Source organism: Rhodospirillaceae bacterium (genome assembly GCA_018662005.1).
Lineage (GTDB): Bacteria > Pseudomonadota > Alphaproteobacteria > Rhodospirillales > JABHCV01 > JACNJU01.
This window is the reverse complement of the sequence record JABJHA010000008.1, coordinates 63,011-84,504: the sequence shown is the minus strand read 5'-3', so window position 1 is coordinate 84,504 and position 21,494 is coordinate 63,011. Positions and strand designations below refer to the sequence as shown.

Here is a 21,494-nt window from a genome sequence, read left to right as displayed (position 1 = left end):
AACTCATATGATTTAGTTTTATTTTAAAGATCGTATTTGATCATTTTTGATCTACGTCAACGATCCCCTGAATCATCCATCTATATTAACCTTACAATTTGTAATTTTAATTATGGTCAGATTTAAGGTGCAGTCCGATGAAAAAATCATGGTTGACGGTTCTTTCTGGAATTTTTGTTCTGACATTAATTTCCAGTCCTTCCATTTCCTTTGCCGACGCAGAAGACGGGGCGAAACTTTTCAAGAAAAGATGTGGCAGCTGTCACTCGACAGAGGCCGGAAAGCATAAAAACGGCCCTTCATTGGCCGGTATTATCGGTCGCAAAGCGGGCTCCACAGACTTCGCCAAATACAAGGGTTTAAAGGGCTCTGACGTGGTTTGGGATGATAAGAACATGGATCAGTTTTTGGCTAATCCGAAGAAATTCGTTGGCGCCAAAACCATGGCTTACAAGCTGAAAAAAGAAGATCAGCGCGCCGTCATCATCGCCTACCTGAAGACTCTTAAATAAGACTTCGGATTTGTCCGGCTTTTTTCCGGGAGAAGAAAACCATGTCGTTACCAGGCCCAAAAGCCCACATCGTTCGACTCGCGGCGGTCCTTATCGGCGCCATTTTCGTGTTTCTTGTTATCAAGGAAGTGGCGACGCCATCGAGTTGGAATTACAAGGACTGGTACCGTAGCGACGCCCTGACGCTCAACGCAAGCTACGAGGTTTCTTATGGCGGCAATCAGTCCTGCGTCACCTGTCACGAGGAAGTTAACCAGGAACTCGCCGAATTCAAGCATCAGGCGCTGTCGTGTGAGTCATGCCACGGGGCGCTTGCCGATCATGTTAAAGAAGGCGAGAAAATCGCTGACGCGGTGGTTGACGACGAATCGACATGGCAATGCCTGAATTGTCATGACGCACGGGTTAGCAAGCCCGAAAACTTCCCTCAATTCGACCTGAAAAAGGTCGAGGAGCATGGGGAAATTGAACCCGACATGGTCTGTACCGCCTGTCACACGCCGCATGACCCGACGCCTTAGGCCATGCAGAAGCAAAATAAAATCGCGAAGGAATTAATCGATATGGAAAATTCCAAAATACCCGACTCCCGACGGGAATTCCTGGTGCGTCTGCTCGAAGGGACGGCGACGGCGACCGTGCTGATGGTTTTTGGACCGGGTGCTATGGCACACGGACCCGAAACAGGGGGCTCGCAGCACAGGGATCAAGCCGAACACAAATATGCCTATATCATCGATGTCAGCAAGTGTATCGGTTGCGGCAACTGCGTGCGTGCCTGCAAGCGTGAAAACAGCGTGCCGACTGATTATTTCCGTACCTGGGTCGAACGCTATGTGGTCAGGGATGAAGGCGTCTACGTCGACTCGCCCAAGGGAGCAATTGAGGGTTTTGAAAAGCTCAACAAGCGGTTCCGGGAAAATATCAAACTCAGCCGCACGGTACCCAAAATGTGCAATCACTGTCACAACCCGCCATGTGTTCAGGTCTGCCCGGTCGGCGCCACCTTCAAATCACCCGAAGGGTTCGTGCTGGTTGACCGGGATTACTGCATGGCCTGTGGCTACTGCGTCCAGGCCTGTCCTTACGGGGCGCGTTTCATTAATCCTGTCGAGCATAAGTCAGACAAGTGCACCTGGTGCTATCACCGGGTGAAAAAGGGTCTGCTGCCGGCGTGTGTCACTGTCTGCCCGCAAAAGGCGCGGTTGTTTGGCGATCTCAATGATATCGACAGTGAAGTCTCGAAACTTTTTGAAGCCGATCAGTGGATGGTTTTGAAACCTGAAATGCATACCGATCCGACTTGCTTCTATATCGGCTTGCCAAGGGAGGTTGTGTGATGGAAGCCTTTGGACTGCCTGATGGTGCCCTGGTCAATTACATCTTTCCCAATAACGCCCATGTCACCTGGTCGATCATGATTGTCATCTACCCCTACATTACAGGGCTGGTCGCGGGCGCCTTTGTGCTGTCATCGATGTACCATGTCTTTGGGGTCAAGGAATTCAAGCCGATTGCCAATTTTGCGCTGGTTGCGGCGTTCAGTTTCGGCCTGTTTGCGGCCATGCCCCTGCTGGTTCATCTGGGCCAACCGCAACGGGCCTACCAGATCTACACCACACCACACACAACCTCGGCGATGAGTATTTTCGGTTATGTGTACTCCAGTTATCTGGTGCTTCTGATGATCGAAATCTGGGTTATCTACCGGAAGGTGTTCATCGAAAAAGCCAATGAAGCCGCCGGAAACATGGCAATTTTCTGGAAAATCCTGTGCCTGGGTATTACCACCTACAATCCGGAATCGGCCGCGTTCGATAAAAAATTAGCCAAATTCCTGGCCGGCATCGGTATTCCCTGGGCTTGCCTGTTGCATGGATATGTGGGGTTTGTCTTCGGTTCTGTGAAAGCGGTCGCCTGGTGGGCGACGGCGCTGCAGCCGTTTATCTTCCTGTCCTCTGCCATTGTCAGTGGCATCGCCATGATGTTTCTTATGTACAGCTTTATTATGTGGCGGCGCGGACAGGGTTACGACTACGTCCTGATCAAGAAGTTCATCATCACCTTGTGGATAGCGTTTATTCTGGATTACGCGCTGGAGATTCTGGAAATTACCTTCGTCAGTTATGAGCAAGGAGCCCACTGGGCCGTTATCAAGCCGCTGCTGATGGGACCTTTGTATAATTCCTATGTGCTTGGCCAAATGGGCTTCCTGTCGCTTGGCCCGATACTGGTGCTTGGCATTGTCTCGCTTCTGGATATCAGGGATAAGGCGCTGCTTTATCTGGGCAACCTGGGCAGCCTGATGCTGATCTTCCAGGTGCTGGTGATGCGCTTCAATGTCGTTGTCGGCGGTCAGTTGATTTCAAAATCAGAACGCGGGTTCGTCCATTACGAGTTTGAATTCTTTGCCAAGGAAGGGTTGTTGACAGCCGGGACTATCATGGTTGCACCGTTTGTGACGTATTACGTGATCAGCCGTTTCATTCCGATCTTTGAAGGCAAGAGCATGGATACGGAACCAAAACGGGCCCAGATGTAAGGGCTGAATAAGGGAGAGTTAGAAAGCGAAAGGAGGTTGCTATGTTTGTGCGGAAATCACGATGTTTATGTTTCCCCAAAGGACTTCTGCTTGGGGCCGGGCTCATTGGACTGGTTTTGTCGACAAGTGCGCGCGCCGATCACGCCACCTTTAAAGCTGAGGTTATGCCGATCCTGGAAAAGCATTGTCTGGAATGTCATGTTCCCGGCCAGGAAGGTTACGAGAAAAGCAAACTGGATATGAGTACTTATGAAAGCCTGATGAAGGGCACAGAATATGGCTCGATCATTGTTCCGGGTGACGCATTCTCAAGTAACATGATGGTGTTGATCGAAGGACGCGCCAACGCCATGCTGAAGATGCCCCACGGTGGCCGCAAAGAGTTGAGCAAATGGGAAAAACTGATGCTACGCCGCTGGATTAACCGGGGCGCCCTGAACAACTAGCAAGATCAAACCGCCATCAAATGACTTCATATAATGGCGGGAAATTTGATCGATCATACAAAGATCAAACCGCCATCAAATGACTTCATATAATGGCGGGAAATTTGATCGATCATACAAAGATCAAACTGCCATCAAATCACTTAATTTAATGGTGGGTAATTTGATCGATATGAATGCTCTAATGCAGCTTTGCCCAGATTTTTTTCTTCAGGGCGATCAACATGCCTGTCCACACGAACAGGAATAGCATGACCTTGATGCCAAGACGTTTGCGGTGCTCCATTTCCGGACTTGCAGCCCAGGCCAGGAAGGTGGTGACGTCTTTTGCGTGCTGAACCAGTGTCGCAGGCGTGCCGTCCTCGTATTCAACCGACTCATCTTCCAGGGGCTGCGACATGGCGATCTGATGGCCAGGGAAGACCTCGTTATAACTCATGCCATCGGCCAGTTCCATGCCCTCGGGCGCTTCTTCATGATAACGGGTCAGAAGGCCGAAAAGATAATCCGGACCACCCTTACGGGCTTTCGCCATCAGCGACAAATCAGGTGGGAAAGCACCGTTGTTGGCTGCACGGGAGGCTTTCTCGTTAGCATAAGGGGCGACGAAGCGGTCCGAGGGGCGGGCCGGACGCAGGTACATTTCACCTTCGTCATTTGGGCCGTCCTCGACCTCGAATTCGGCGGCGATTTCCTTGACGTTTGTTTCCTCGAAGCCAATATCCATCAAATTACGATAGGCGACATAATTCAGGGAGTGGCAGCTAACGCACACTTCGGAATAAACCTGATAACCGCGTTTCAAGGCACCTCTGTCATAAGTGCCGAAAATACCATTGAAGGACCAGTCCTGTTTTTCCAGTTTGACGCTGTCACCGGATGCCTGGGCCGCTGTGCTGATCGCTGTGGCAAGCAGAACACCGGCACAGGCGGCGCCAATGGTGCGCGGGAACGTCATGTTGATACGCATCATTCAGCTCCCTTCTGGGCTTTCAGAACACCCGCACTGATACTTTCCGGCGGCACAAGGGGTCGTTCAAACTTACAGATAAGCGGGCAAATAATCAGGAAGTGGGCGAAATAATAGGCGGTGGCGATACGGCCGATGGTGACAAACGGCTCGACGGCGGTTTGTGCGCCGATATAGCCAAGCAGGATGCAATCGGCGAAGAACAGCCAGAAAAACTGCCGGTAAATCGGCCGGAACTTGGCGCTGCGAACCCGGCAACGATCCATCCACGGCAAGGCGAACAGAATGCAGACACCGGCGAACATGGCGATAACGCCGATCAGTTTATTGTCGATGGAACGCAGGATTGCATAGAACGGCAGGAAGTACCATTCGGGGACAATGTGCGGCGGTGTGACCAGCGGGTTGGCCTCGATATAGTTGTCAGGCTCGCCGAAGAAGTCAGGGGCGAAGAAGACAAATCCAAAGTAGACGATAAAGAACACGCCCATGCCGACCATATCCTTGATGGTGTAATAAGGATGGAAGGGAATGCTGTCAGCCGGGGTCCGCATATCAACGCCCAGCGGGTTGTTCGATTTATGGACATGCAAGGCCCACATGTGAACAACAACCAGCATGAAAATAACCATCGGCATCAGGTAGTGACCAACGAAGAAGCGGGTCAGGGTGTTGTTATCGATGACGAAGCCACCCCACAGCCAGGTGACGATTGTATCGCCAATAATGGGGACGGCGGAAAACAGGCTGGTGATAACGGTAGCACCCCAGTAGCTCATTTGTCCCCAGGGCAACACATAACCCATGAAGGCGGTGCCCATCATGCACAGATAGATGACCACGCCGATGATCCACAGCAATTCTCGCGGCGCTTTGAAAGAGCCGAAATACAGGCCGCGGAACATGTGAATGTAGACCAGGATAAAGAACATGGAGCCGCCGTTGGCGTGCATAAAGCGCAGCAGCCAGCCATAGTTAACGTCGCGCATCAGGTGCTCGACGCTGGAAAAGGCGTAATCCGTGTGCGGGGTGTAGTTAATGGCCAGGAAAAACCCGGTGATGATCATTATCATCAGGACGATGCCGGCAAGCGATCCGAAATTCCACCAGTAGTTCAGGTTCTTTGGCGTCGGATAATCAATCAGGTTTTCCCGTGCATAGGAAAATACCGGAAGACGATAATCAACCCAGTCAAGAAAGGGCAAAATGATGGATTTTGATAGTTTCATTTTATAATTCCCTTAGCCGATTTTGATGGTTGTATCGTCAACGAATTCATAAGTCGGAATTTCAAGGTTCGTCGGGGCCGGGCCTTTTCGTATGCGTCCGGACAAATCATAGTGGGAACCGTGACAGGGGCAGAACCAGCCGCCGAAGTCTCCCTTAGGATCAGTTGGCCGCTGGCCGTTGGGAATGCATCCTAAATGGGTGCAGATGCCGACCATAATCAGCCATTCCGGCTTTTGCGTTCGGTCATCATCGCTTTGCGGGTCAGGCATGGCGTCCAGGGGGACGGCCCTTGCGTCTTCGATTTCCTTTTCCGAACGGTGGCGAACGAAGACCGGACGGCCACGCCAGATAACAGTGATGCTCTGTCCGACTTCGACGGGTGAAAGATCAACCTCTGTCGAAGCAAGGGCGAGAACATCTGCCGGCGGGTTAATGCTGTCAACAATTGGCCAGACGGCCAAACCGGCGCCAACCGCGCCAACCGTATAGGTGGCTATTTGCAGAAAATCACGCCTGCTGGCACTTTCTTCAGGGGTTGCCGTGTCGTCACTTGCTTGGTCGGTCATGAAAGAACCTCTTAGGTGTCCGTTCGGGACGATTTAAATCTGATCTTGTTGCCGGGCGCGCCCTAGATTGGCAGAAGGGTATAATCAATACAATCCTGGATGCAAAGGGATAAAATCAGGTCTTTCGTGCATTATGCCTTAACATGGATCAATTTTCACAGTCTGAATGAATAAAACATGCGTCTCGCCCTCTATCAACCGGATATTCCACAAAATACCGGCACCTTGCTGCGTACAGCCATGTGTCTTGATATCGCCGTCGATATTATCGAGCCCTGTGGGTTCGTTTTTTCCGACCGGCAGTTAAAACGCGCCGCTATGGATTATCTGCAAGATGCCGATGTCACCCGGCATTCCTCCTGGCAATCCTTCAAGCAGGAAATAGATGTTCAAGGGGTGCGGCTGGTGTTGTTGTCGACGAAAGCTGAAACCGTTTATACGGATTTTCCCTTCCGGGCCGACGACATCATCATGGTCGGCCGTGAAAGCGCCGGGGTTCCGGACGATGTTTTTGCCGCCGCCCATGCGCAATTGCAGGTGCCAATGGCGCCCGGCGCGCGCTCACTCAACGTCGCCATCGCAGCGGCTATGGTTCTGGGAGAGGCCTTGCGTCAGACCGATTGACGGTTTTTGAGCAAATTCTCGCGGTTCAGTTGCCAACGCAGTGACATGAACACAGCCGCCATGATCAAGCCGGTGACCAGCAGGTCAAAGGAGTTTGACAGGGGCGTGTGGAAATAGCGGCTGGCAACGGACCCTGAAATCCACACGTAACGTTCAAGCCATGTCCCGGCAAGAATGAACACCGCCACAATAACCACAGTCGGACGGCTGTGGCGGGCCGGGGTGAAGATAAAGGTACAGAACGGAATGATGAACTTGCAGGTCAGGAACAGCGCCATAAGCGGGTAGTAACCACCCTCGAGCATACGAATAAAGCGATCCATCTCGAAGGGCAGACGGCCATACCAGAAAACCAGGTACTGGGTGAAGTAGAAGTAAATCCACAAAATGGTCATGCCAAGAATAAGCTGGGCCAGATAGTTGTAAATTTTACGCTCGAAGTCGTCCTTCATATTGCCTGTTTTATCCATGACGTAGAGCATCAGGACAAAATAGGCGAGAAAGCCGTGGAAGTTGCTTTGGAACTGATAGGCCGCGTAACTGGCACTGTGCCATCCGGCTTCCATGGTCATTTCAAAATCCCAGGCGACCATGCTGCCGTAGATGACATAAAGGAAGGGGATGGTCAGGGCCACATTGCGGAAGCGTCGCTGGACGGCGGGTGCCGGGTCAATTTCGGCCTGTTTCTGCAATTTGACGTAGGCGTAGCAGAGGCCAAAGGCGAAGATAAAGCCACCGATCTCGCGGATCACCAGGAAGGTATAGTTTTGCCATCCCGGCAGATGTACGCCTTCATTATGGGCCGTGGCCAGCCACGGGAATGTGGCCTCGCCGTTGGATAGCAAAATCAGCAACAGGACAAAGGCGATGGGGAATAACGCCATGTTGGCGCAGGCCAGCCAGCGGATCTGAAAGCGCCATTTGGCGTTCACCAGATGCAGCAGTGACGAAAGGATAACGCCCCCCAAGGCCAAATATAGAACAATGAGGAAATTCGTCGTGATGATCGACCAGCTACCGAAATCTTCCATGGCTCAGGCGCTCATTTTGTTAAAAAAACAGGTTTTCTTCATTGTGCAGCTGCCTCGCGCATTTCGGCGTCGGCAACCAGGCCGTTGCGAATGTAATTAACGACATGCCAGCGTTCCTCGACATTTAAATCGTTAGAACCGCGATATTCCCCTTCTTCGTTAGTGACGCCGTAAGCGGGCATAATGGCGCTGCCGAAGGTGATGGTGCCGAAGATCCAGCCGTCTGTCAGGTCGCCGACCATATCGGGGTCGGTCAAATCAACGGTGCCAATCAGTTCGGCGACGGGGGTATCACCCCGCCCGGCAATGCCGTGACAGGCAGCACAATAGATTTTGAACAGGGTCCGCCCGGTTCCAATGGATGCCGGGCTTGGCGGATAAGGATTAGCCATTTCTTCGGCCTCGTCGCGGTCGATGATTTCTGTCGGGATGCCGCTTACCGGAACCGAACGCCTTGGGAAGGGACGCATGGGGCCTTCCTGTGGCTTGACGTTGGGTTGGTTCATCATGTCGGTCGACCAGGGCCATGCATGGGCCGGGGTGGGCGCCAACAGGGCGGCAGCGGCCAGCATCAGGCAGACGAATGCAAGCGGGAACGGGAAAAGATGTCTCATATGTCCGTGAGCTCCCTGTCCCTGACCTCAAGCACATGGTGTTTTTCAAACAACGCCATGACCGGGTCGATGTTTTCATCTTCGACTTCGATAACGATGCCGACCTGATCAAGGCTGATCATTTCATCATCCAGGGTCGAACGCTTGCGCATCAGGCCAGCCCCGAACAGGAAGCCGATAAAGGTCGCCAGCATTCCGAACAGGATCAGCATTTCGTATATCAGCACCAGATTCGAGGTGATGGTGATAACCGGCTTTCCGCCTTGCGGCTGGATCAGGAAGTTGGCCTGGGCAGCGGCCAGGAAGAAGGCGCCAAAAATCAAGCCGAACAGGGCGCCCGACAACGTGAATTTGGATACATGGCAGGGCCGGTCGCCAAGGATTTCCTCGATCTCGGGATGTTCGATGGGCGACTTGATGGTGATATTGTCGACATTGACGCCGGGAACTTCGTATTGGCGGATATCGATAATCACCTTGATCGCTTGTTCAAAATCGCCAAACAGCCCGAGCAGCCTTTTCTTGGGGGTTTTTTTAGCCATAACCTTAAGAGCCCTCCGTCGCCGGGGCGGCGCTGCTGGCGCCCGAAGCGCCCGTCTTATACTCATGGGCTCTCAGTTCGGCGTCTTCATAGACCACACGACGGCGGTGGTAGACCATTTCCTTGACCTCGTACATGGACACCGACGGGAACACCTTGACGAAGATAAGGAACAGCAGGCCAAACCAGCCGAAGCTGCCAAAGACAATGCCCCACTCAACCCAGCCCGGCCACATGACATCCCAACTCCAGGGGTGATAGGACAGGGACAGGGTCGGGGCGACGATCATGTAGCGTTCCAGCCACATGCCGACGTTTAGGAAGATGGAAATAGGTAGCAGCAACATCGGGTTGCGGCGGATTTTCTCAAAAGCCAGGGTAAAGGGCAGCACCGAACCGCAGAATAACATGCCCAAGAAGAAGGGTGAGTAAGGGCCGGTGAACTTGGCGATCAGCACTTCCTTGGCCGGTATGTCATGGCCGTACCAGACAGAAGCGAACTCAATCAGGTTCAAATAGGACCAGACCATGGCGATGGCGAAGGTCAGCTTGCAGGTTTTGTCGAGAATCGGCAGGGTCATGTACTGCTCGAACTTGAAGAAATACCGCAGCAGCACGAACAGGGTGATAATCGCCGCACAGCCAGAATACAGGGCCCCGGAAACGAAGTAGGGCGGGAATGAAGTAACGTGCCAGCCCGGCATGATCGCCATGGCGAAATCGGCGGCAACGATGGAGTGCACGGACACCGCCAGCGGGATCAGGAAACAGGCCATCAGAAGATAAGTCTTGCGGAAGTTGCGCCACTGCCGGTCATCGCCGCGCCAGCCAACGGACATGAAGGTGTACAGGCGTTTGCGCCAGCCAATGGCGTTATCACGGCAAATCGCCAGATCAGGGATCATGCCAATATACAGGAACAGCACCGATCCGGTCAGGTAGGTGGTGATGGCGAAAGCATCCCAAACCAGCGGTGATCTGAAGTTCGGCCAGATGCCACGGTCACTGTAATAGGGAATAACCCAGTGCATGTTCCAGACCCTCCCTAAGTGAATGATCGGGAAGACCAGCGCCGTCATCAGCGAGAACGTGGTCATGGCCTCGGCAAAACGGTAGATCGGCTTGCGCCAGTCGGCGTGGAACAAATGCAAAATAGCCGACAGCAACGTGCCTGAGTGGCTCATGCCAATCCAGAACACAAAGGTAGATATATACAAATCCCACATGTGCGGATTGTTCAACTGCGCCGGGCCCATGCCGACGTTGTACTGGTAGACTTCCGAATAGACGCCGACCATCAACATGCAAATACTGACGCCAACAGCCAGCCAGTAACCCATGCGCGGGTTTTCCATACTCCTTAGGACATCGGTGTTGATCTTCGCCCAGGCGATTTTCTCGTCGATATCCTTGGTCGCGTGTACGTGTGTTTCCTCAGCCATTAAACGTCTCGCACCCGTTCCAGGTAGGTGACGGAGGGCTCGGTATTGAGTTGTTCGTAGAGCCTGTATCCGCGCAATTCAGGGTTATCTTTATTCTGCTTCGTCGTGCCAAGGCGGGTCTGGTGTTTATGCCAAAGCTTGTGAACATCGCTTTCATGATCAAGAAGATCACCGAAAACAATCGCCGTTGTCGGGCAGGTTTGTTGACACGCCGTCTGCACTTCGCCGTCGATGACATCACGGTCTTCCATCTTGGCGGCGTTTTTGGTGGACCTGATGCGCTGAACGCAGAAGGTGCACTTTTCCATAACGCCCTTGTCGCGCACGGAAATATCCGGGTTCAACTGCATATCCAGCGGCGACGGCCAGCTGTCTTCGTAGTAAGAGAAGAAATTGAAATAGCGCAGACGATACGGGCAGTTGTTGGCGCAGTAACGCGAACCGACACAGCGGTTATAAATCTGGGCGTTAAGGCCATCTGGGGTGTGGTAGGCGGCCGAAACCGGGCAAACCGGTTCGCAAGTCGCTGAATTACATTGTTGGCACATCATCGGCATGAACGAAGCGCCATGCTCCTGGGTATCGCGGACCCGCTCGTTGCCCAGGTTCGGCTCGTCCCAATAGCGTTCGATACGCATCCAGTGCATACCTTGGCCGTTTTCAAACTTGTCCTCGCCAACCACGGCCAGATTGTTTTCGGCGTAACAGGCGACCGAACAGGCATTGCAGCCGGTGCATTTATCAAGGTCGATGACCATGCCCCACATGTGTTCATATTCGTGGAAGCCGCCTTCGTCGATGCTTCTGCGATAACGCGACCAGTCTTCGATAAAGTTTCTGACGAGAGACATTGCTTAAGAGTCCCCTTCGTTGCGGCGTTGTTGTTCGGCGGTGATGGTGGCGACAATCTTGCGACCATGTTGTGTTTCAGTGTTGCCCATTTTGACCAGACGACCGGCCCGGCCAGTCGCGGCAAGGGCCGCCCGGCTGCCGAAAAGGGCCAGTTCGCCGGTTTTGGCGTCGCTGCCGGGGCTCAGAATTTTCAACGGGTTGACTCCGCGTCCCTTGGCGTAACGGCCATATTCCTTATGGCCCTGTCCCATGGGCACGGCGACAACGTCAATGTGAATGCCTTTATGAATGTAGACCGGCACTTCAAGTGAGCCGTCGGTGGTTGTGACGGTGATGACATCGCCTTCCTCGACACCCAGCTTGGCGGCGGTAACCGGATGGATTTCAGCCCATGAATTCCACACCACTTTGCTGATTTGGTCAGGTGATTCCTGCAGCCACGGTATGTTGGCGTGGCGGCCATCGTAAAGAGTGCTGCGCGGGGTCGGCACCAGATAATAAGGGAACGCCGGGTCGGCCTCCTTGACGTCCATGTCATTGGCGGAAATGTTGCTGGCAAGGGCCCTGGTGTCGATTGGCATTTGCAGGCGTCCGTCTTGTAAAATCCGGTTCCAGGCGCTGGTGTTGATACCTTCATCATCCTCGCCCCTGAGGACGCCGGGGATCGATCCAACAGCACTTTGCAGATAGGCGTAGTAGTCTTCCAGCCCGTCAAATGGGCCAGGGTTGCGCATGGAATTCAAGGCCAGCAACATGTCACCAAAACTGCGGGTTCCGGGATGAATTGATTCCATCAGTGGCTGCTGGAAGGCAATTTCGTGATCAGCCCCTTGATAAGCCGCGACGTGGGTTCCCCAATCTTCAAGGTGTGAGGCCATGGGCAGGACGACATCGGCGTGGGCCGTGGTTTCGTCCATGAACTGGCTGAAGGCAACCTTGAAGGGGATGGCGTCGAATTTTTCGTTCAGGCCAAGGTGGCTGGGTGCGGCGAAAAGCGGGTTGCTGCCATCAAAGAAGACGGCATCGAGCTTTCCGGCCCCGGCGGCGTCTGCAAAACGCGCCAGATCAGAGGTTCCGCCACTGACCGAGGCCAGTTGCGGCAAAGCAAAACCGCCATTGGCTTCAATAGTTTGGTCGATGTTACCAAGCAGAACATTCAACAACATCGCCGCCTGTACGGACTGAAAACCATCGGCGTGGGCCGCGGCTGACTGGCCAGCCAGAACCAGACTTGGCGAACGTTCTTTCAAGTGCCGGGCAATGCGGATCAGGCGATCACCGGCGATACCGGTTATTCTAGTGGTCCTCGAAACGCCGTACTGGTTGATCAGTTGCAGGGCGTCGGCGGGCAGGGCCGATGCGTCCATGCGTTCCTTGTTAATCAGAACATTAGCCAGTCCCAAAGCCATAACGCCCTCGGTTCCGGGGCGCAGGGCGACCCACAGATCAGCGTTGGCGCCGGTCAGCGACATCGACGGCTCGGCCTGTACCAACATGCCGCGGTCTTCACCGGAACGGAATTTGGCGTAGTCGGCGGAAAAATGAATAGGCGACATCCATGTGCCCAGGAAATCGGCGCCGAAGGACAACACCATTTTGGCTTTGTCGATGCGCAAGCGGGGCATGGATTGGCCCAGCATATCCTGGCAGACGGCCTGCCAAACCTTGCTGTTTATGACTTCGTGGACAAAATGATTGGACGAGCCGAGGCTTTCCAGATGGGCCTTCAGCAAGACGCTTTGGTGACCGCTGGTGGTGCCGGTAAGCCAGGCAAAGCGGGTGCCCGAAATCCCCGAAGACGGACCGGTTTTTTCTTCTATCAGGGCCAGGGCATCTTCCCAGGTGGCCTCGGCAAGCGCGCCGTCCTTGCGAACCAGGGGCTTTGTCAGGCGGTCCGGGTTGTAGTGGGCCTGCAATCCGGCCTGTCCCATCTGGCACAGTTTGCCAGTGTTTAAAGCGCTCTTCGGATTGCCTTCAAGTTTCAACACCCGCCCTTCGCGAACCCGACCGCGGATTCCGCAGGTTGCCGGGCATTGCAGACATGTCGAGGCGTAATGGACACCGACACCGGGAATAACGAATTCTTCCGGCGACAGGTAAGGGATGACTTCTTCAACGCCTTCTTCGGAGGTGATGTAGGAGGGCATATCGCAACCGGCAACGGTGGCCGCGACTCCACTGACGCCCATAACTTTGAGGAAATCCCTGCGATCAAATTCGATTTTGCTCATTGCCGGTATACTTCCTCTAAAATGCTCTACTTGTGACACTTCTGGCAATCGAAGGGACCGTCATTGGCCTCGTGACAGCGGGTGCAGAATCCCATGGTCAGTGGTTTTTGTTTCTTGGCGACAGTCATTTTCTTGACGTCTCCATGACACAGGGCGCAGACCTCGTCGACACGCTCAACATCCATGTCGGGATTGTCGAACAGGAATTTCTTTAAATGCCTCTCGTGGGTGAAGCGGACAAAATCGGGAAGGTCATGAACTTTTTTCCACGGTGGTGATTCGCCCTTTTCCCAATATTCCGTCAGCTTTTTGATGCGCGGGCGATCCGTGGCGATAACGCTGTGACAGCCCATACACTTTGACGTCGGCGGAATTCCTGCGACGGCGCTACGGCGTGCGTAGGTATGGCAGTACAGGCAATTGATCTTGTTGGTGTCGGCGTGAAGGTCATGGGGGAATTCGATCGGTTGTTCGACATTCTTGCCATCGTATGTGCCTTCAGGGGCGACAACACCGGGGAACGGGCCCAGGGGTTCATCCTCGCTATCGGCTGCGCCCGGCGGCGTATGAACGCGTGGTGGCGCCAAAAGTTCATCGGCGGAAGGCGAGCCGGACAGCGACAGTCCGCCAAGCAGACCGGCGAGCACGAGCACAACCCACATCCGTGTCCATTTGAATGACGGACGGTGGGATTGTTCGTGACAGGTTTTCGCTTCAGCCTTCACGAACGACACTCTCTAAAATGGGAGGTCGCAGTACGGCGCAAGTTAGTCGCAATATTAGAATTAGATAATATAGTAATGGTAATCAAAAATCAGTCCTCAGCACGTAACTTCTTAAATGATTCGGAAGCACCTTAGTATAAAAGTGTCATCAATTACTACTGCTTCTGTGAGGAGGAATAGAACTACCTTGTCAGGTGGGTGCTAGTGACTGTTCCCGGTGCGACTTATTTACCTTTATTAAGTAATTCTAATATAATAATTGGACTGATTTTTAATAAAAGGTGCAGCTTTAATCCAGCCAGTTGCGCCAGGCCGTCCAAGTGCTGATTCTGTCTGCCATCAATTGGTAACCGGGCCCGGCGGGATGGACCCCGTCACCTTGCCGAAACGACTCTTGCCAAACTTTTTCGCCGGCAAGGGGCTCGATGAGTTTTAGGTAGGGAATGCCCATCTCGGCAGCCAGGGTCTCATAGTCCCGACAAAGTTCGGCCATACGCCCGGTCGAAAAATGGTAGGCGACGCCGGGGGCGGACTGGAAGGGCTGTTGTGTTTCATCGACCGGAACCGGTCCAATCCACAAGGTCGGCTTCCATTGCTGGGCTTGTCCAAGCATCTTTTTGGCGACCTCAAGGGAACGTTGTCTGGAAACCCGGACCTCACCGGAATTTTCTATCGCCATATCATTGACGCCAAAGGAGAACACCAGCGCCCCGGGATGAATATCAAGCAGGCGGGGTTCGCATTCAGCGCGCCAGCGCATTTCGATCTGTTCGGATGTTTCGGCGCGCACGCCCAGATTATAATATGTCAACTCATGGCCGCGCGCGCATTCGGCGGCGCACAGGCGTCCGGGCCATCCCTGAAATTCCTCGTCGTTGGTTCCATTGATCAGGCTGTCGCCAACAAAACAGATGCGCAAGGCGGTCATGTTATTTCCTCTATTATTGTTGATAAACGGTCCAGGCATTGATCTCTGTCGGCCTTGAAGTCGCCTTCACGCCACCAGTCTTCAACCGCGCCAAGAACCTCACCGACACCGGGACCTTGCTTCATTCCAAGGGTCAAGGCGTCATCACCCTTAATCGGAATGACGGGATGCGTCCAGTTGTCGGCGACATTAAGTAAAGCCAGCCATGCTTCAGTACGCTGGGGGCTATGGCGCGGTTCGATGGACATTTCCTGGGCCCAGTTAAGTAACAACTGATCACGAACGTCATCTGCGCCCAGTTGATACAAGACCTTGCGTTGGGTGGGTACGTCAATTTCCGGGTTTATCGTAACCGTGGTGCTTGTCATCGTCGACAGACGCACCGTTTGTTTGTTGGACAGGCGCAATCTTCCGGCCAGCGGCTGATGGCCCGATGGATCACAGGGGAGGGTGGCGGCAAGACGCCTGAGCGTATCGGGCTGTACCGATGGAACCTTGATCGCCGTTGTCTCAAGCCAGCAGATCATGCGCAGGCGGCCAAAATTTTCAGCTTCCGGCAGCACATGTTCGAGCACCCGCTCGCCCCTCATCAGCCCCAGGGTGTCAGCCGGGTTGGGCGCTTCAAGAATTTTAAACAGTTCATCGCGGACCCTTTCGGCGGACAGTTCATTCAGTCTGGGGGCGAGCAGGCGACAGGCGGCCAGCGCGTCGCGGTCAACCGTGATCCCGGCAAAGGTCGCCTGAAAGCGAAAAAAGCGCAGCAACCTGAGGACATCTTCTTCAATGCGGTCCTTGGCCCGACCGACGAAACGAACCCAGCGCTGGCCAAGGTCATCAAGGCCGGTTAACGGATCATAGATATCGCCTTCAAGTGTGCTCGACAGGGTGTTGATGGTGAAATCGCGGCGCTTGGCATCGGCCAGCCAGTCGTCACCAAAGGCAACGGTGGCATGACGTCCATGGCTTTCAACATCAATGCGCAGGGTCGTGACTTCATAGCGCCAATGGTCAATGACGGCGGTAATGGTGCCGTGCTCGATCCCTGTTGGAATGGCCTTGATGTCGGCTGCTTGCAAAAGTTCAAGCACCCGCTCGGGCAGTTCGGGGGTGGCGATATCAATATCGGTGACCGGCAGCCCGAAGACGGCATTTCGCACGCAGCCGCCAACAAAACGAGCCTCCTTGCCACCGGCCTGCAGGGCCTTGAAAAGGGCGAAGGTTTGCGGCGCGGTCATCCACGGTTGCGGCGCTAGTTTACCGGTCGGTTGCAGGCCAGTGCTCACGAACGTTACTCCTGCTTGGGAACCATCCGGCCGGGTACGATTTCGCCATCTTTGGCGTAAGGCGCTTGATACTGGCCATCCGGGCTCATGCCGCCGGTTATGGCGGCGGTCACCAGGCCAACAGCCATCAGGCACAGGCCGGCCAGGACAAGCCGGAACCAGGGTCCCTGGCGTATTATCGCCGCCTTGTCGGGTTCACCCTCGTCGAATTTGTGGATGTAGGCGGCCCAGCAGAAGTACATCAGGCTGGGCAGGGCGATGGGCAAAACATAAAGCAGAAAAACACGGATCATTCTTTTAAGGCCTCGTACAGATTGATCAACATACCGGCAGTCGCCCCCCAGATAAAATGCTGCTTGTAGGGCATGGCGAAGAATTGTCGCTCCGTTCCTTCAAATTCACGAGCATGACGTTGATGATTGGCCGGGTCGAGCAGGAACGCAAGCGGCACCTCGAAAACTTCTGCGACTTCATGGACGTCGGGGGTCAGCTCAAACGGCGGAGACACCATGGCAACAACCGGCGTCACCCTGAAACCAGTGCGGGTTTCATAATCGTCAAGTCTACCGATAACTTCGATATGGCGGCGCGCCATGCCGGTTTCTTCTTCGGTTTCGCGAATAGCGGTTTCTTCGGGCGAACCATCGTCCGGTTCAATATGGCCGCCGGGGAAGCTGACCTGACCCGGATGATTGGCAAGATGATCGGTGCGCCGGGTCAGCAGTACTGTTGTCGTGTCGGGATAGGTGACCAGCGGCACCAGCACCGCCGCAGCGGTCAGCGGGCTTGCCAAGCGGGTGCCCGGATTTAGATCGTGGTCGCCGCGCGGCGCCTGTTCAAGTGTCGCCGTCGATTGATCAAGATTTCCGGCAAGCCAGTCTTTGTCCAGGGGGGAAAGGGGATGGGTCATTCTGATCATCTTAAAGTCCGTCATCAAGACGGCCAAGGGGGAAGAACAAGCCGCCACTCCACACACCGAAGTCGCCTTGGTGATCGACGCCCAGGGCAACCAGATCATAAAACACCGGCCGTGCGATCTTGGCTTCCAGATTGTCGCGAACCAGTACATAGGGCGAGGGCTCGCGGGTTTCCGGATCGGTCTCGACCCTGATTGGGTTTTCAGTGCCGGCGCTCATGGTGTCACCGACATTGGTCTCGAAGTGAAGGATCTGATCCTCGCCGTTTCCATCGATGGTCATAATGATGGCAATGAACGGTGCGTCTTCGACCTGGATGCGGCCTTTCTCGACCGGGGTTTGCAGCCAGTAATCGCCATTTTCATCCTTTTTAAGGACCGTGGCGAACAGTTTGACAAGTTCCTTCCTGCCAATCGGCGATCCTTCGTGGAACCATTGGCCGGTGCGGTCAATACGGATATCGATTTCACCGCAGACGGCGTCCAGGGGAAGGGTGTTTTTCTGCTTGCTCATGGACCATCCCAGTATGGTTCGGGGCCATAGTGTTCGGCCAGAAAATCAACGAAGGCACGTACTTTAGCAGAAAGATAGCGGTTGTGGGGATAGACCGCGTAGATGGCCAGATCCGTTTCCATGAAATGGTTGAGCACGCTTTGCAGGCGGCCACTGCGCAGATCATCACCGACGATAAAGGTTGGGCTCAGGTAGACGCCGACACCTTTAAGGGCCGCGCCCCGAAGGGCGTCACCATTATTGGCGCTGATGGTGCCCGATACCTTGACCGAAATATCACCGTCCGGGCCTTTGAATGACCATTCATTCTTTTTAAGCAGGTAGCTGTAAATCAGGCAATTATGGTTTTGCAAATCCGAAGGATGTTCCGGAATGCCGTGTTCTTTCCAGTACTGGGGGGTGGCGCAAAGGATCAGCCGCATTGGCGCCAGCTTGCGGGCGATCAGTGTAGAGTCTGGCAGGCGGGCGATGCGGATGGCGGCATCAAACCCTTCGTCAAGAAGATCGACCACACGGTCATTAAGGACTATATCGATGTTGAGGTCCGGGTAGCGTTTGCTGAAGTCTGCCAGGATTGGGGCGACATGGGAGATGCCAAACGACATTGGTACGTTCAAGCGCAAGGTGCCGCGCGGTTCGACGTGAAGGGCGCTGACGGCTTGCTCGGTTTCCTCCACATCCTGAACAATCCGCCGGGCCCGTTCGTAAAAAGTCGCACCGACCTCAGTTGGTGACAGTTTGCGGGTGGTCCGGTTAAGCAACCTGACGCCCAGGTGATCTTCAAGCTTGGCGATGTGCTTGCTGACGGCCGATTTGCTGATGTTGAGATCACGGGCAGCCGCAGAGAAGCCACCGGTTTCGACAACCTTGGTAAAAACCGTATAGCCGTTCAGCGTGTCCATGATGAACCCTTGATCGTTTCCAATATGGAAACAATTATAATCAAAATTGCATAATTGTCTACGGGCTTAATGGGCCATACATTCCCATGAAGATGATTGAAATGATTATCCATCACCCAAAAGTTTAAGGAGAAAGACCATGTCCACCGAAAATTCGTCCTCATATGCAGCACTGATATTGCGCCTGGCTCTGGGCGTCATGTTGATTGCCCATGGGTTCCTGAAGATTTTTGTCTTCACCATGCCCGGTACCGTTGGCTTCTTCGAGTCCATCGGCTACCCAGGTTTCTTCGCCTATGTTGTAACCTTTATTGAGGTCGGCGGCGGCCTCATGCTGATTGCAGGGCTTTATGTGCGCCCTGTCTCTATCGTCATCATTCCGATTTTGCTGGGCGCGGCTCAGGTTCATTTCGGTAATGGCTGGGTCTTCAGCGCCGAAGGCGGCGGCTGGGAATATCCGATATTCCTGAGCGTGGCGACGGTTGTTCAGGCGCTTTTAGGCGAGGGCCTTTATGCAGTTCGTCTGCCGATTCCCGGACAGGCCCGCATCAACGCTTAAAGCCAATTCCGAAACATTCAGACAGGAGTCTTTTAATTATGACCCACATTCTTGCCATCACCAGCAGTCCCAACCCGCAAGGTGTCACCAATGGGCTCGTCGACAGTTTTATCGACGCCCAGATGTCCGCCTCCCCGGATACCGAAGTCGTCCGTCGTGATGTCGGCATCAGCCCTCCTCCGCACCTTGATGGTGCGACCATCGGCTCTATATATACACCGGCTGAACAGCGCGATGAGGGGGCCCGCGAGAGTATTGCCCTTTCAGACACCCTTGTTGAAGAGCTTGAGGCTGCCGACGTGGTTGTCATTGGTGCCCCGATGCATAATTTCGGTCCGTCCTCGGGTCTTAAAACCTGGGTGGATCATGTTGCCCGGGTCGGGCGCACTTTCGCCTATACGGAAGCCGGACCGAAAGGCATGTTGAACGACAAGAAGGTTTTTGTGCTCGGTGCCAGGGGTGGCGATTACAGCCCCGAAAGCCCAGCCCACGGAATGGATTTTGTGACCCCTTATCTTAAGACCGTGCTTGGCTTTATTGGACTGGATAATGTCACGTTCATCAACGCCGAAGGCGTTGCCTCTGGTAATGAGGGCGTTGCCGTTGCCCACGAAGCTGTAAAATCAGCGGTTAGTGCGCTGGCCGCTTAAAGCCGGCATCAAGGAGAACAAGTATGGGTAAATTGATTGAAGGTGTGTGGCGGGACGAAGGCTACGACACCAGCAATACAGACGGTCGATTTGTTCGCTGGGACTCTTCCTTTCGTCAACAGGTCTCAACCGACGGCACGAGTGGCTTCAAGGCCGAGGCCGGACGCTATCACCTGTATCTGTCCTGGGCCTGCCCGTGGGCTCACCGGACGCTGATCATGCGCAGCTTGAAGAAACTTGAAGATGTCGTCAGTGTTTCCTTTGTTGAAGCGTTTATGGGGAAGCAAGGCTGGACTTTCGCAGAAGGCGGTGATCCGCTGTATGGTCTGGATACGCTTTATCAGGTTTACTTGAAAGCCAAGCCTGACTACAGCGGCCGGGTGACGGTTCCGGTTTTGTGGGACAGGCAAAGCGAAACCATCGTCAACAACGAGTCCTCTGAAATTATCCGTATGCTGAACAGCGAATTTTCCGCTTTCGGCGATAACACGACTGACTATTACCCCCCGAACCTGCGGGCCGATATCGACGCTATCAATGAAGACGTTTACAGCCGCGTCAACAACGGCGTGTACCGAACCGGGTTCGCGACCACCCAGGAAGCCTATGAAGAGGCTTTTGACGCCTTGTTCGATTGCCTTGACGCGCTGGAAGAACGCCTGTCGGGTCAGCGCTATCTTGTCGGTGACCGGATTACCGAAGCCGACTGGCGCCTGTTTACGACACTGGTACGCTTTGACGCTGTCTATGTTGGTCACTTCAAGTGCAACCTGCGACGTATTGTCGACTATGCGAACTTGTGGGGCTATCTGCGTGAGCTTTATCAGCATCCGGGTGTCGCAGAAACCGTCAATATGGATCAAATCAAGGGCCACTATTACGCCAGCCACACCATGGTCAACCCATCGGGTATCGTCCCCAAAGGGCCGGACATCGACTTTACTAGCCCGCACCGGCGCGACACGATCACGTGACAGGTACGCCCCCGGACGTTACACTTGGTTGCAAGTGAAATTAGCGGGGAATTTATCAATGCCTTTCGTCAAACGCGACGACACCGGAAAAATTATTGCCGTTTATTCGTCGGCTGAAATACCGGGTCTGGACGAGGTCAATTCCAATGATCCGCAATTGATCGACTTCCTCTACGATGGCGATACGGACGCCGCCGCCAAGAAGGATATGATTGAATCCGATCTGGGCCTTGCCCGTGTTCTCGAAGATTTGATCGACTTACTGATCGAAAAAGGCACCTTCCGCTTCACCGACCTGCCCGAACCGGCGCAGCAAAAACTGCTCGCCAGGCGCGGTCTGCGCAAGGAATTTGCTTATGTCGAAACCCTGTTCGGCAGCGAAGAAGATGAAGAAGAATTTCCCGGCAACGATGAAGGCGGGTATATTTAAGGGGCTTTTTAT

25 protein-coding genes and 1 pseudogene are annotated in these 21,494 nt (G+C 54.1%); 10 read left to right on the top strand and 16 right to left on the bottom strand.

Features of this window, described 5'->3' with window-relative positions; translation table 11 throughout:
- Nucleotides 1–137: 137 nt before the first annotated feature.
- Genes HOL66_04765 through HOL66_04745 form a run of 5 tightly spaced genes read left to right on the top strand, consistent with a single transcriptional unit; the run spans nucleotide 138 to nucleotide 3,500 of the window.
- Nucleotides 138–512, top strand: coding sequence for a c-type cytochrome (locus HOL66_04765; GenBank protein ID MBT5243534.1), 375 nt, complete (start codon nucleotides 138–140; stop codon nucleotides 510–512).
- Between the two features lie 41 nt (nucleotides 513–553).
- Nucleotides 554–1,033 (top strand): hypothetical protein, encoded by a 480-nt coding sequence (locus HOL66_04760; GenBank protein MBT5243533.1) that lies wholly within the window; start codon nucleotides 554–556, stop codon nucleotides 1,031–1,033.
- A gap of 42 nt (nucleotides 1,034–1,075) precedes the next feature.
- The gene (locus tag HOL66_04755) at nucleotides 1,076–1,852 is read left to right on the top strand and encodes a 4Fe-4S dicluster domain-containing protein (protein MBT5243532.1); all 777 of its coding nucleotides are present in this window, start codon (nucleotides 1,076–1,078) and stop codon (nucleotides 1,850–1,852) included.
- Nucleotides 1,852–3,054: a polysulfide reductase NrfD gene (gene nrfD / locus HOL66_04750; GenBank protein ID MBT5243531.1), complete on the top strand. Its 1,203-nt coding sequence runs from the start codon at nucleotides 1,852–1,854 to the stop codon at nucleotides 3,052–3,054. Before HOL66_04755 ends, nrfD (HOL66_04750) begins: the two co-directional genes overlap by 1 nt.
- Nucleotides 3,055–3,095: 41 nt before the next feature.
- Complete coding sequence (locus tag HOL66_04745; protein MBT5243530.1) at nucleotides 3,096–3,500, top strand: hypothetical protein; 405 nt, start codon at nucleotides 3,096–3,098, stop codon at nucleotides 3,498–3,500.
- Nucleotides 3,501–3,681: 181 nt separating this feature from the next.
- Here HOL66_04745 and HOL66_04740 read toward each other — a convergent pair whose 3' ends face one another.
- The 3 genes from HOL66_04740 to petA are packed head-to-tail and all read right to left on the bottom strand — an operon-like array spanning nucleotide 3,682 to nucleotide 6,266.
- The gene (locus HOL66_04740; protein MBT5243529.1) at nucleotides 3,682–4,473 is read right to left on the bottom strand and encodes a cytochrome c1; all 792 of its coding nucleotides are present in this window, start codon (nucleotides 4,471–4,473) and stop codon (nucleotides 3,682–3,684) included.
- Nucleotides 4,470–5,699 (bottom strand): cytochrome b/b6, encoded by a 1,230-nt coding sequence (locus HOL66_04735; GenBank protein MBT5243528.1) that lies wholly within the window; start codon nucleotides 5,697–5,699, stop codon nucleotides 4,470–4,472. Before HOL66_04735 ends, HOL66_04740 begins: the two co-directional genes overlap by 4 nt.
- A 12-nt stretch (nucleotides 5,700–5,711) precedes the next feature.
- On the bottom strand, nucleotides 5,712–6,266 hold the full coding sequence (gene petA, locus HOL66_04730) for a ubiquinol-cytochrome c reductase iron-sulfur subunit (protein ID MBT5243527.1): 555 nt from the start codon (nucleotides 6,264–6,266) through the stop codon (nucleotides 5,712–5,714).
- A 177-nt stretch (nucleotides 6,267–6,443) separates the two neighbouring features.
- Here petA and HOL66_04725 point away from each other — a divergent pair, with 177 nt between their 5' ends.
- Nucleotides 6,444–6,890, top strand: a complete 447-nt coding sequence (locus HOL66_04725; protein MBT5243526.1) for a tRNA (cytidine(34)-2'-O)-methyltransferase — start codon at nucleotides 6,444–6,446, stop codon at nucleotides 6,888–6,890.
- Here the strand turns inward: HOL66_04725 and HOL66_04720 are convergent.
- The 13 genes from HOL66_04720 to HOL66_04660 all read right to left on the bottom strand — a co-directional run bounded on the left by HOL66_04720 (nucleotide 6,878) and on the right by HOL66_04660 (nucleotide 18,869).
- Nucleotides 6,878–7,921: a hypothetical protein gene (locus HOL66_04720; GenBank protein MBT5243525.1), complete on the bottom strand. Its 1,044-nt coding sequence runs from the start codon at nucleotides 7,919–7,921 to the stop codon at nucleotides 6,878–6,880. The genes HOL66_04725 and HOL66_04720 overlap by 13 nt on opposite strands.
- A 38-nt stretch (nucleotides 7,922–7,959) precedes the next feature.
- Entirely contained in the window at nucleotides 7,960–8,493 is a 534-nt protein-coding gene (locus tag HOL66_04715) for a c-type cytochrome (protein MBT5243524.1), read from the bottom strand.
- Between the two features lie 38 nt (nucleotides 8,494–8,531).
- Nucleotides 8,532–9,077 carry a DUF3341 domain-containing protein gene (locus HOL66_04710; GenBank protein ID MBT5243523.1) on the bottom strand — a complete coding sequence of 182 codons (546 nt, stop codon included), beginning with the start codon at nucleotides 9,075–9,077 and terminating at the stop codon, nucleotides 8,532–8,534.
- 4 nt (nucleotides 9,078–9,081) lie between these two features.
- Complete coding sequence (gene nrfD / locus HOL66_04705; protein MBT5243522.1) at nucleotides 9,082–10,518, bottom strand: polysulfide reductase NrfD; 1,437 nt, start codon at nucleotides 10,516–10,518, stop codon at nucleotides 9,082–9,084.
- Nucleotides 10,518–11,369 (bottom strand): 4Fe-4S dicluster domain-containing protein, encoded by an 852-nt coding sequence (locus tag HOL66_04700; protein ID MBT5243521.1) that lies wholly within the window; start codon nucleotides 11,367–11,369, stop codon nucleotides 10,518–10,520. Before HOL66_04700 ends, nrfD (HOL66_04705) begins: the two co-directional genes overlap by 1 nt.
- Before the next feature lie 3 nt (nucleotides 11,370–11,372).
- Entirely contained in the window at nucleotides 11,373–13,601 is a 2,229-nt protein-coding gene (locus HOL66_04695; GenBank protein MBT5243520.1) for a molybdopterin-dependent oxidoreductase, read from the bottom strand.
- Nucleotides 13,602–13,627: 26 nt separating this feature from the next.
- Nucleotides 13,628–14,326 carry a cytochrome c3 family protein gene (locus HOL66_04690; protein ID MBT5243519.1) on the bottom strand — a complete coding sequence of 233 codons (699 nt, stop codon included), beginning with the start codon at nucleotides 14,324–14,326 and terminating at the stop codon, nucleotides 13,628–13,630.
- A gap of 289 nt (nucleotides 14,327–14,615) precedes the next feature.
- The gene (locus tag HOL66_04685) at nucleotides 14,616–15,254 is read right to left on the bottom strand and encodes a lipase (protein ID MBT5243518.1); all 639 of its coding nucleotides are present in this window, start codon (nucleotides 15,252–15,254) and stop codon (nucleotides 14,616–14,618) included.
- Nucleotides 15,251–16,489 (bottom strand): CCA tRNA nucleotidyltransferase, encoded by a 1,239-nt coding sequence (locus HOL66_04680; GenBank protein MBT5243517.1) that lies wholly within the window; start codon nucleotides 16,487–16,489, stop codon nucleotides 15,251–15,253. Before HOL66_04680 ends, HOL66_04685 begins: the two co-directional genes overlap by 4 nt.
- 53 nt (nucleotides 16,490–16,542) lie before the next feature.
- Nucleotides 16,543–16,830: a hypothetical protein gene (locus HOL66_04675; GenBank protein MBT5243516.1), complete on the bottom strand. Its 288-nt coding sequence runs from the start codon at nucleotides 16,828–16,830 to the stop codon at nucleotides 16,543–16,545.
- Nucleotides 16,827–17,447: a CoA pyrophosphatase gene (locus tag HOL66_04670; protein MBT5243515.1), complete on the bottom strand. Its 621-nt coding sequence runs from the start codon at nucleotides 17,445–17,447 to the stop codon at nucleotides 16,827–16,829. Before HOL66_04670 ends, HOL66_04675 begins: the two co-directional genes overlap by 4 nt.
- 10 nt (nucleotides 17,448–17,457) lie before the next feature.
- Nucleotides 17,458–17,967, bottom strand: coding sequence for a DUF1285 domain-containing protein (locus HOL66_04665; protein MBT5243514.1), 510 nt, complete (start codon nucleotides 17,965–17,967; stop codon nucleotides 17,458–17,460).
- Nucleotides 17,964–18,869: a LysR family transcriptional regulator gene (locus tag HOL66_04660; GenBank protein MBT5243513.1), complete on the bottom strand. Its 906-nt coding sequence runs from the start codon at nucleotides 18,867–18,869 to the stop codon at nucleotides 17,964–17,966. The genes HOL66_04665 and HOL66_04660 overlap by 4 nt, the downstream gene beginning before the upstream one ends.
- Nucleotides 18,870–19,008: 139 nt before the next feature.
- Between HOL66_04660 and HOL66_04655 the strand changes: the two genes are divergently transcribed.
- The 4 genes and pseudogenes from HOL66_04655 to HOL66_04640 all read left to right on the top strand — a co-directional run bounded on the left by HOL66_04655 (nucleotide 19,009) and on the right by HOL66_04640 (nucleotide 21,404).
- Nucleotides 19,009–19,428, top strand: a complete 420-nt coding sequence (locus tag HOL66_04655; GenBank protein ID MBT5243512.1) for a DoxX family protein — start codon at nucleotides 19,009–19,011, stop codon at nucleotides 19,426–19,428.
- A gap of 38 nt (nucleotides 19,429–19,466) precedes the next feature.
- Entirely contained in the window at nucleotides 19,467–20,078 is a 612-nt protein-coding gene (locus HOL66_04650; protein MBT5243511.1) for an FMN-dependent NADH-azoreductase, read from the top strand.
- 23 nt (nucleotides 20,079–20,101) lie between these two features.
- Nucleotides 20,102–21,052: a glutathione S-transferase family protein gene (locus HOL66_04645; GenBank protein ID MBT5243510.1), complete on the top strand. Its 951-nt coding sequence runs from the start codon at nucleotides 20,102–20,104 to the stop codon at nucleotides 21,050–21,052.
- A 58-nt stretch (nucleotides 21,053–21,110) separates the two neighbouring features.
- Nucleotides 21,111–21,404: pseudogene (locus HOL66_04640) on the top strand (hypothetical protein).
- The last annotated feature ends 90 nt before the right edge of the window (nucleotides 21,405–21,494 follow it).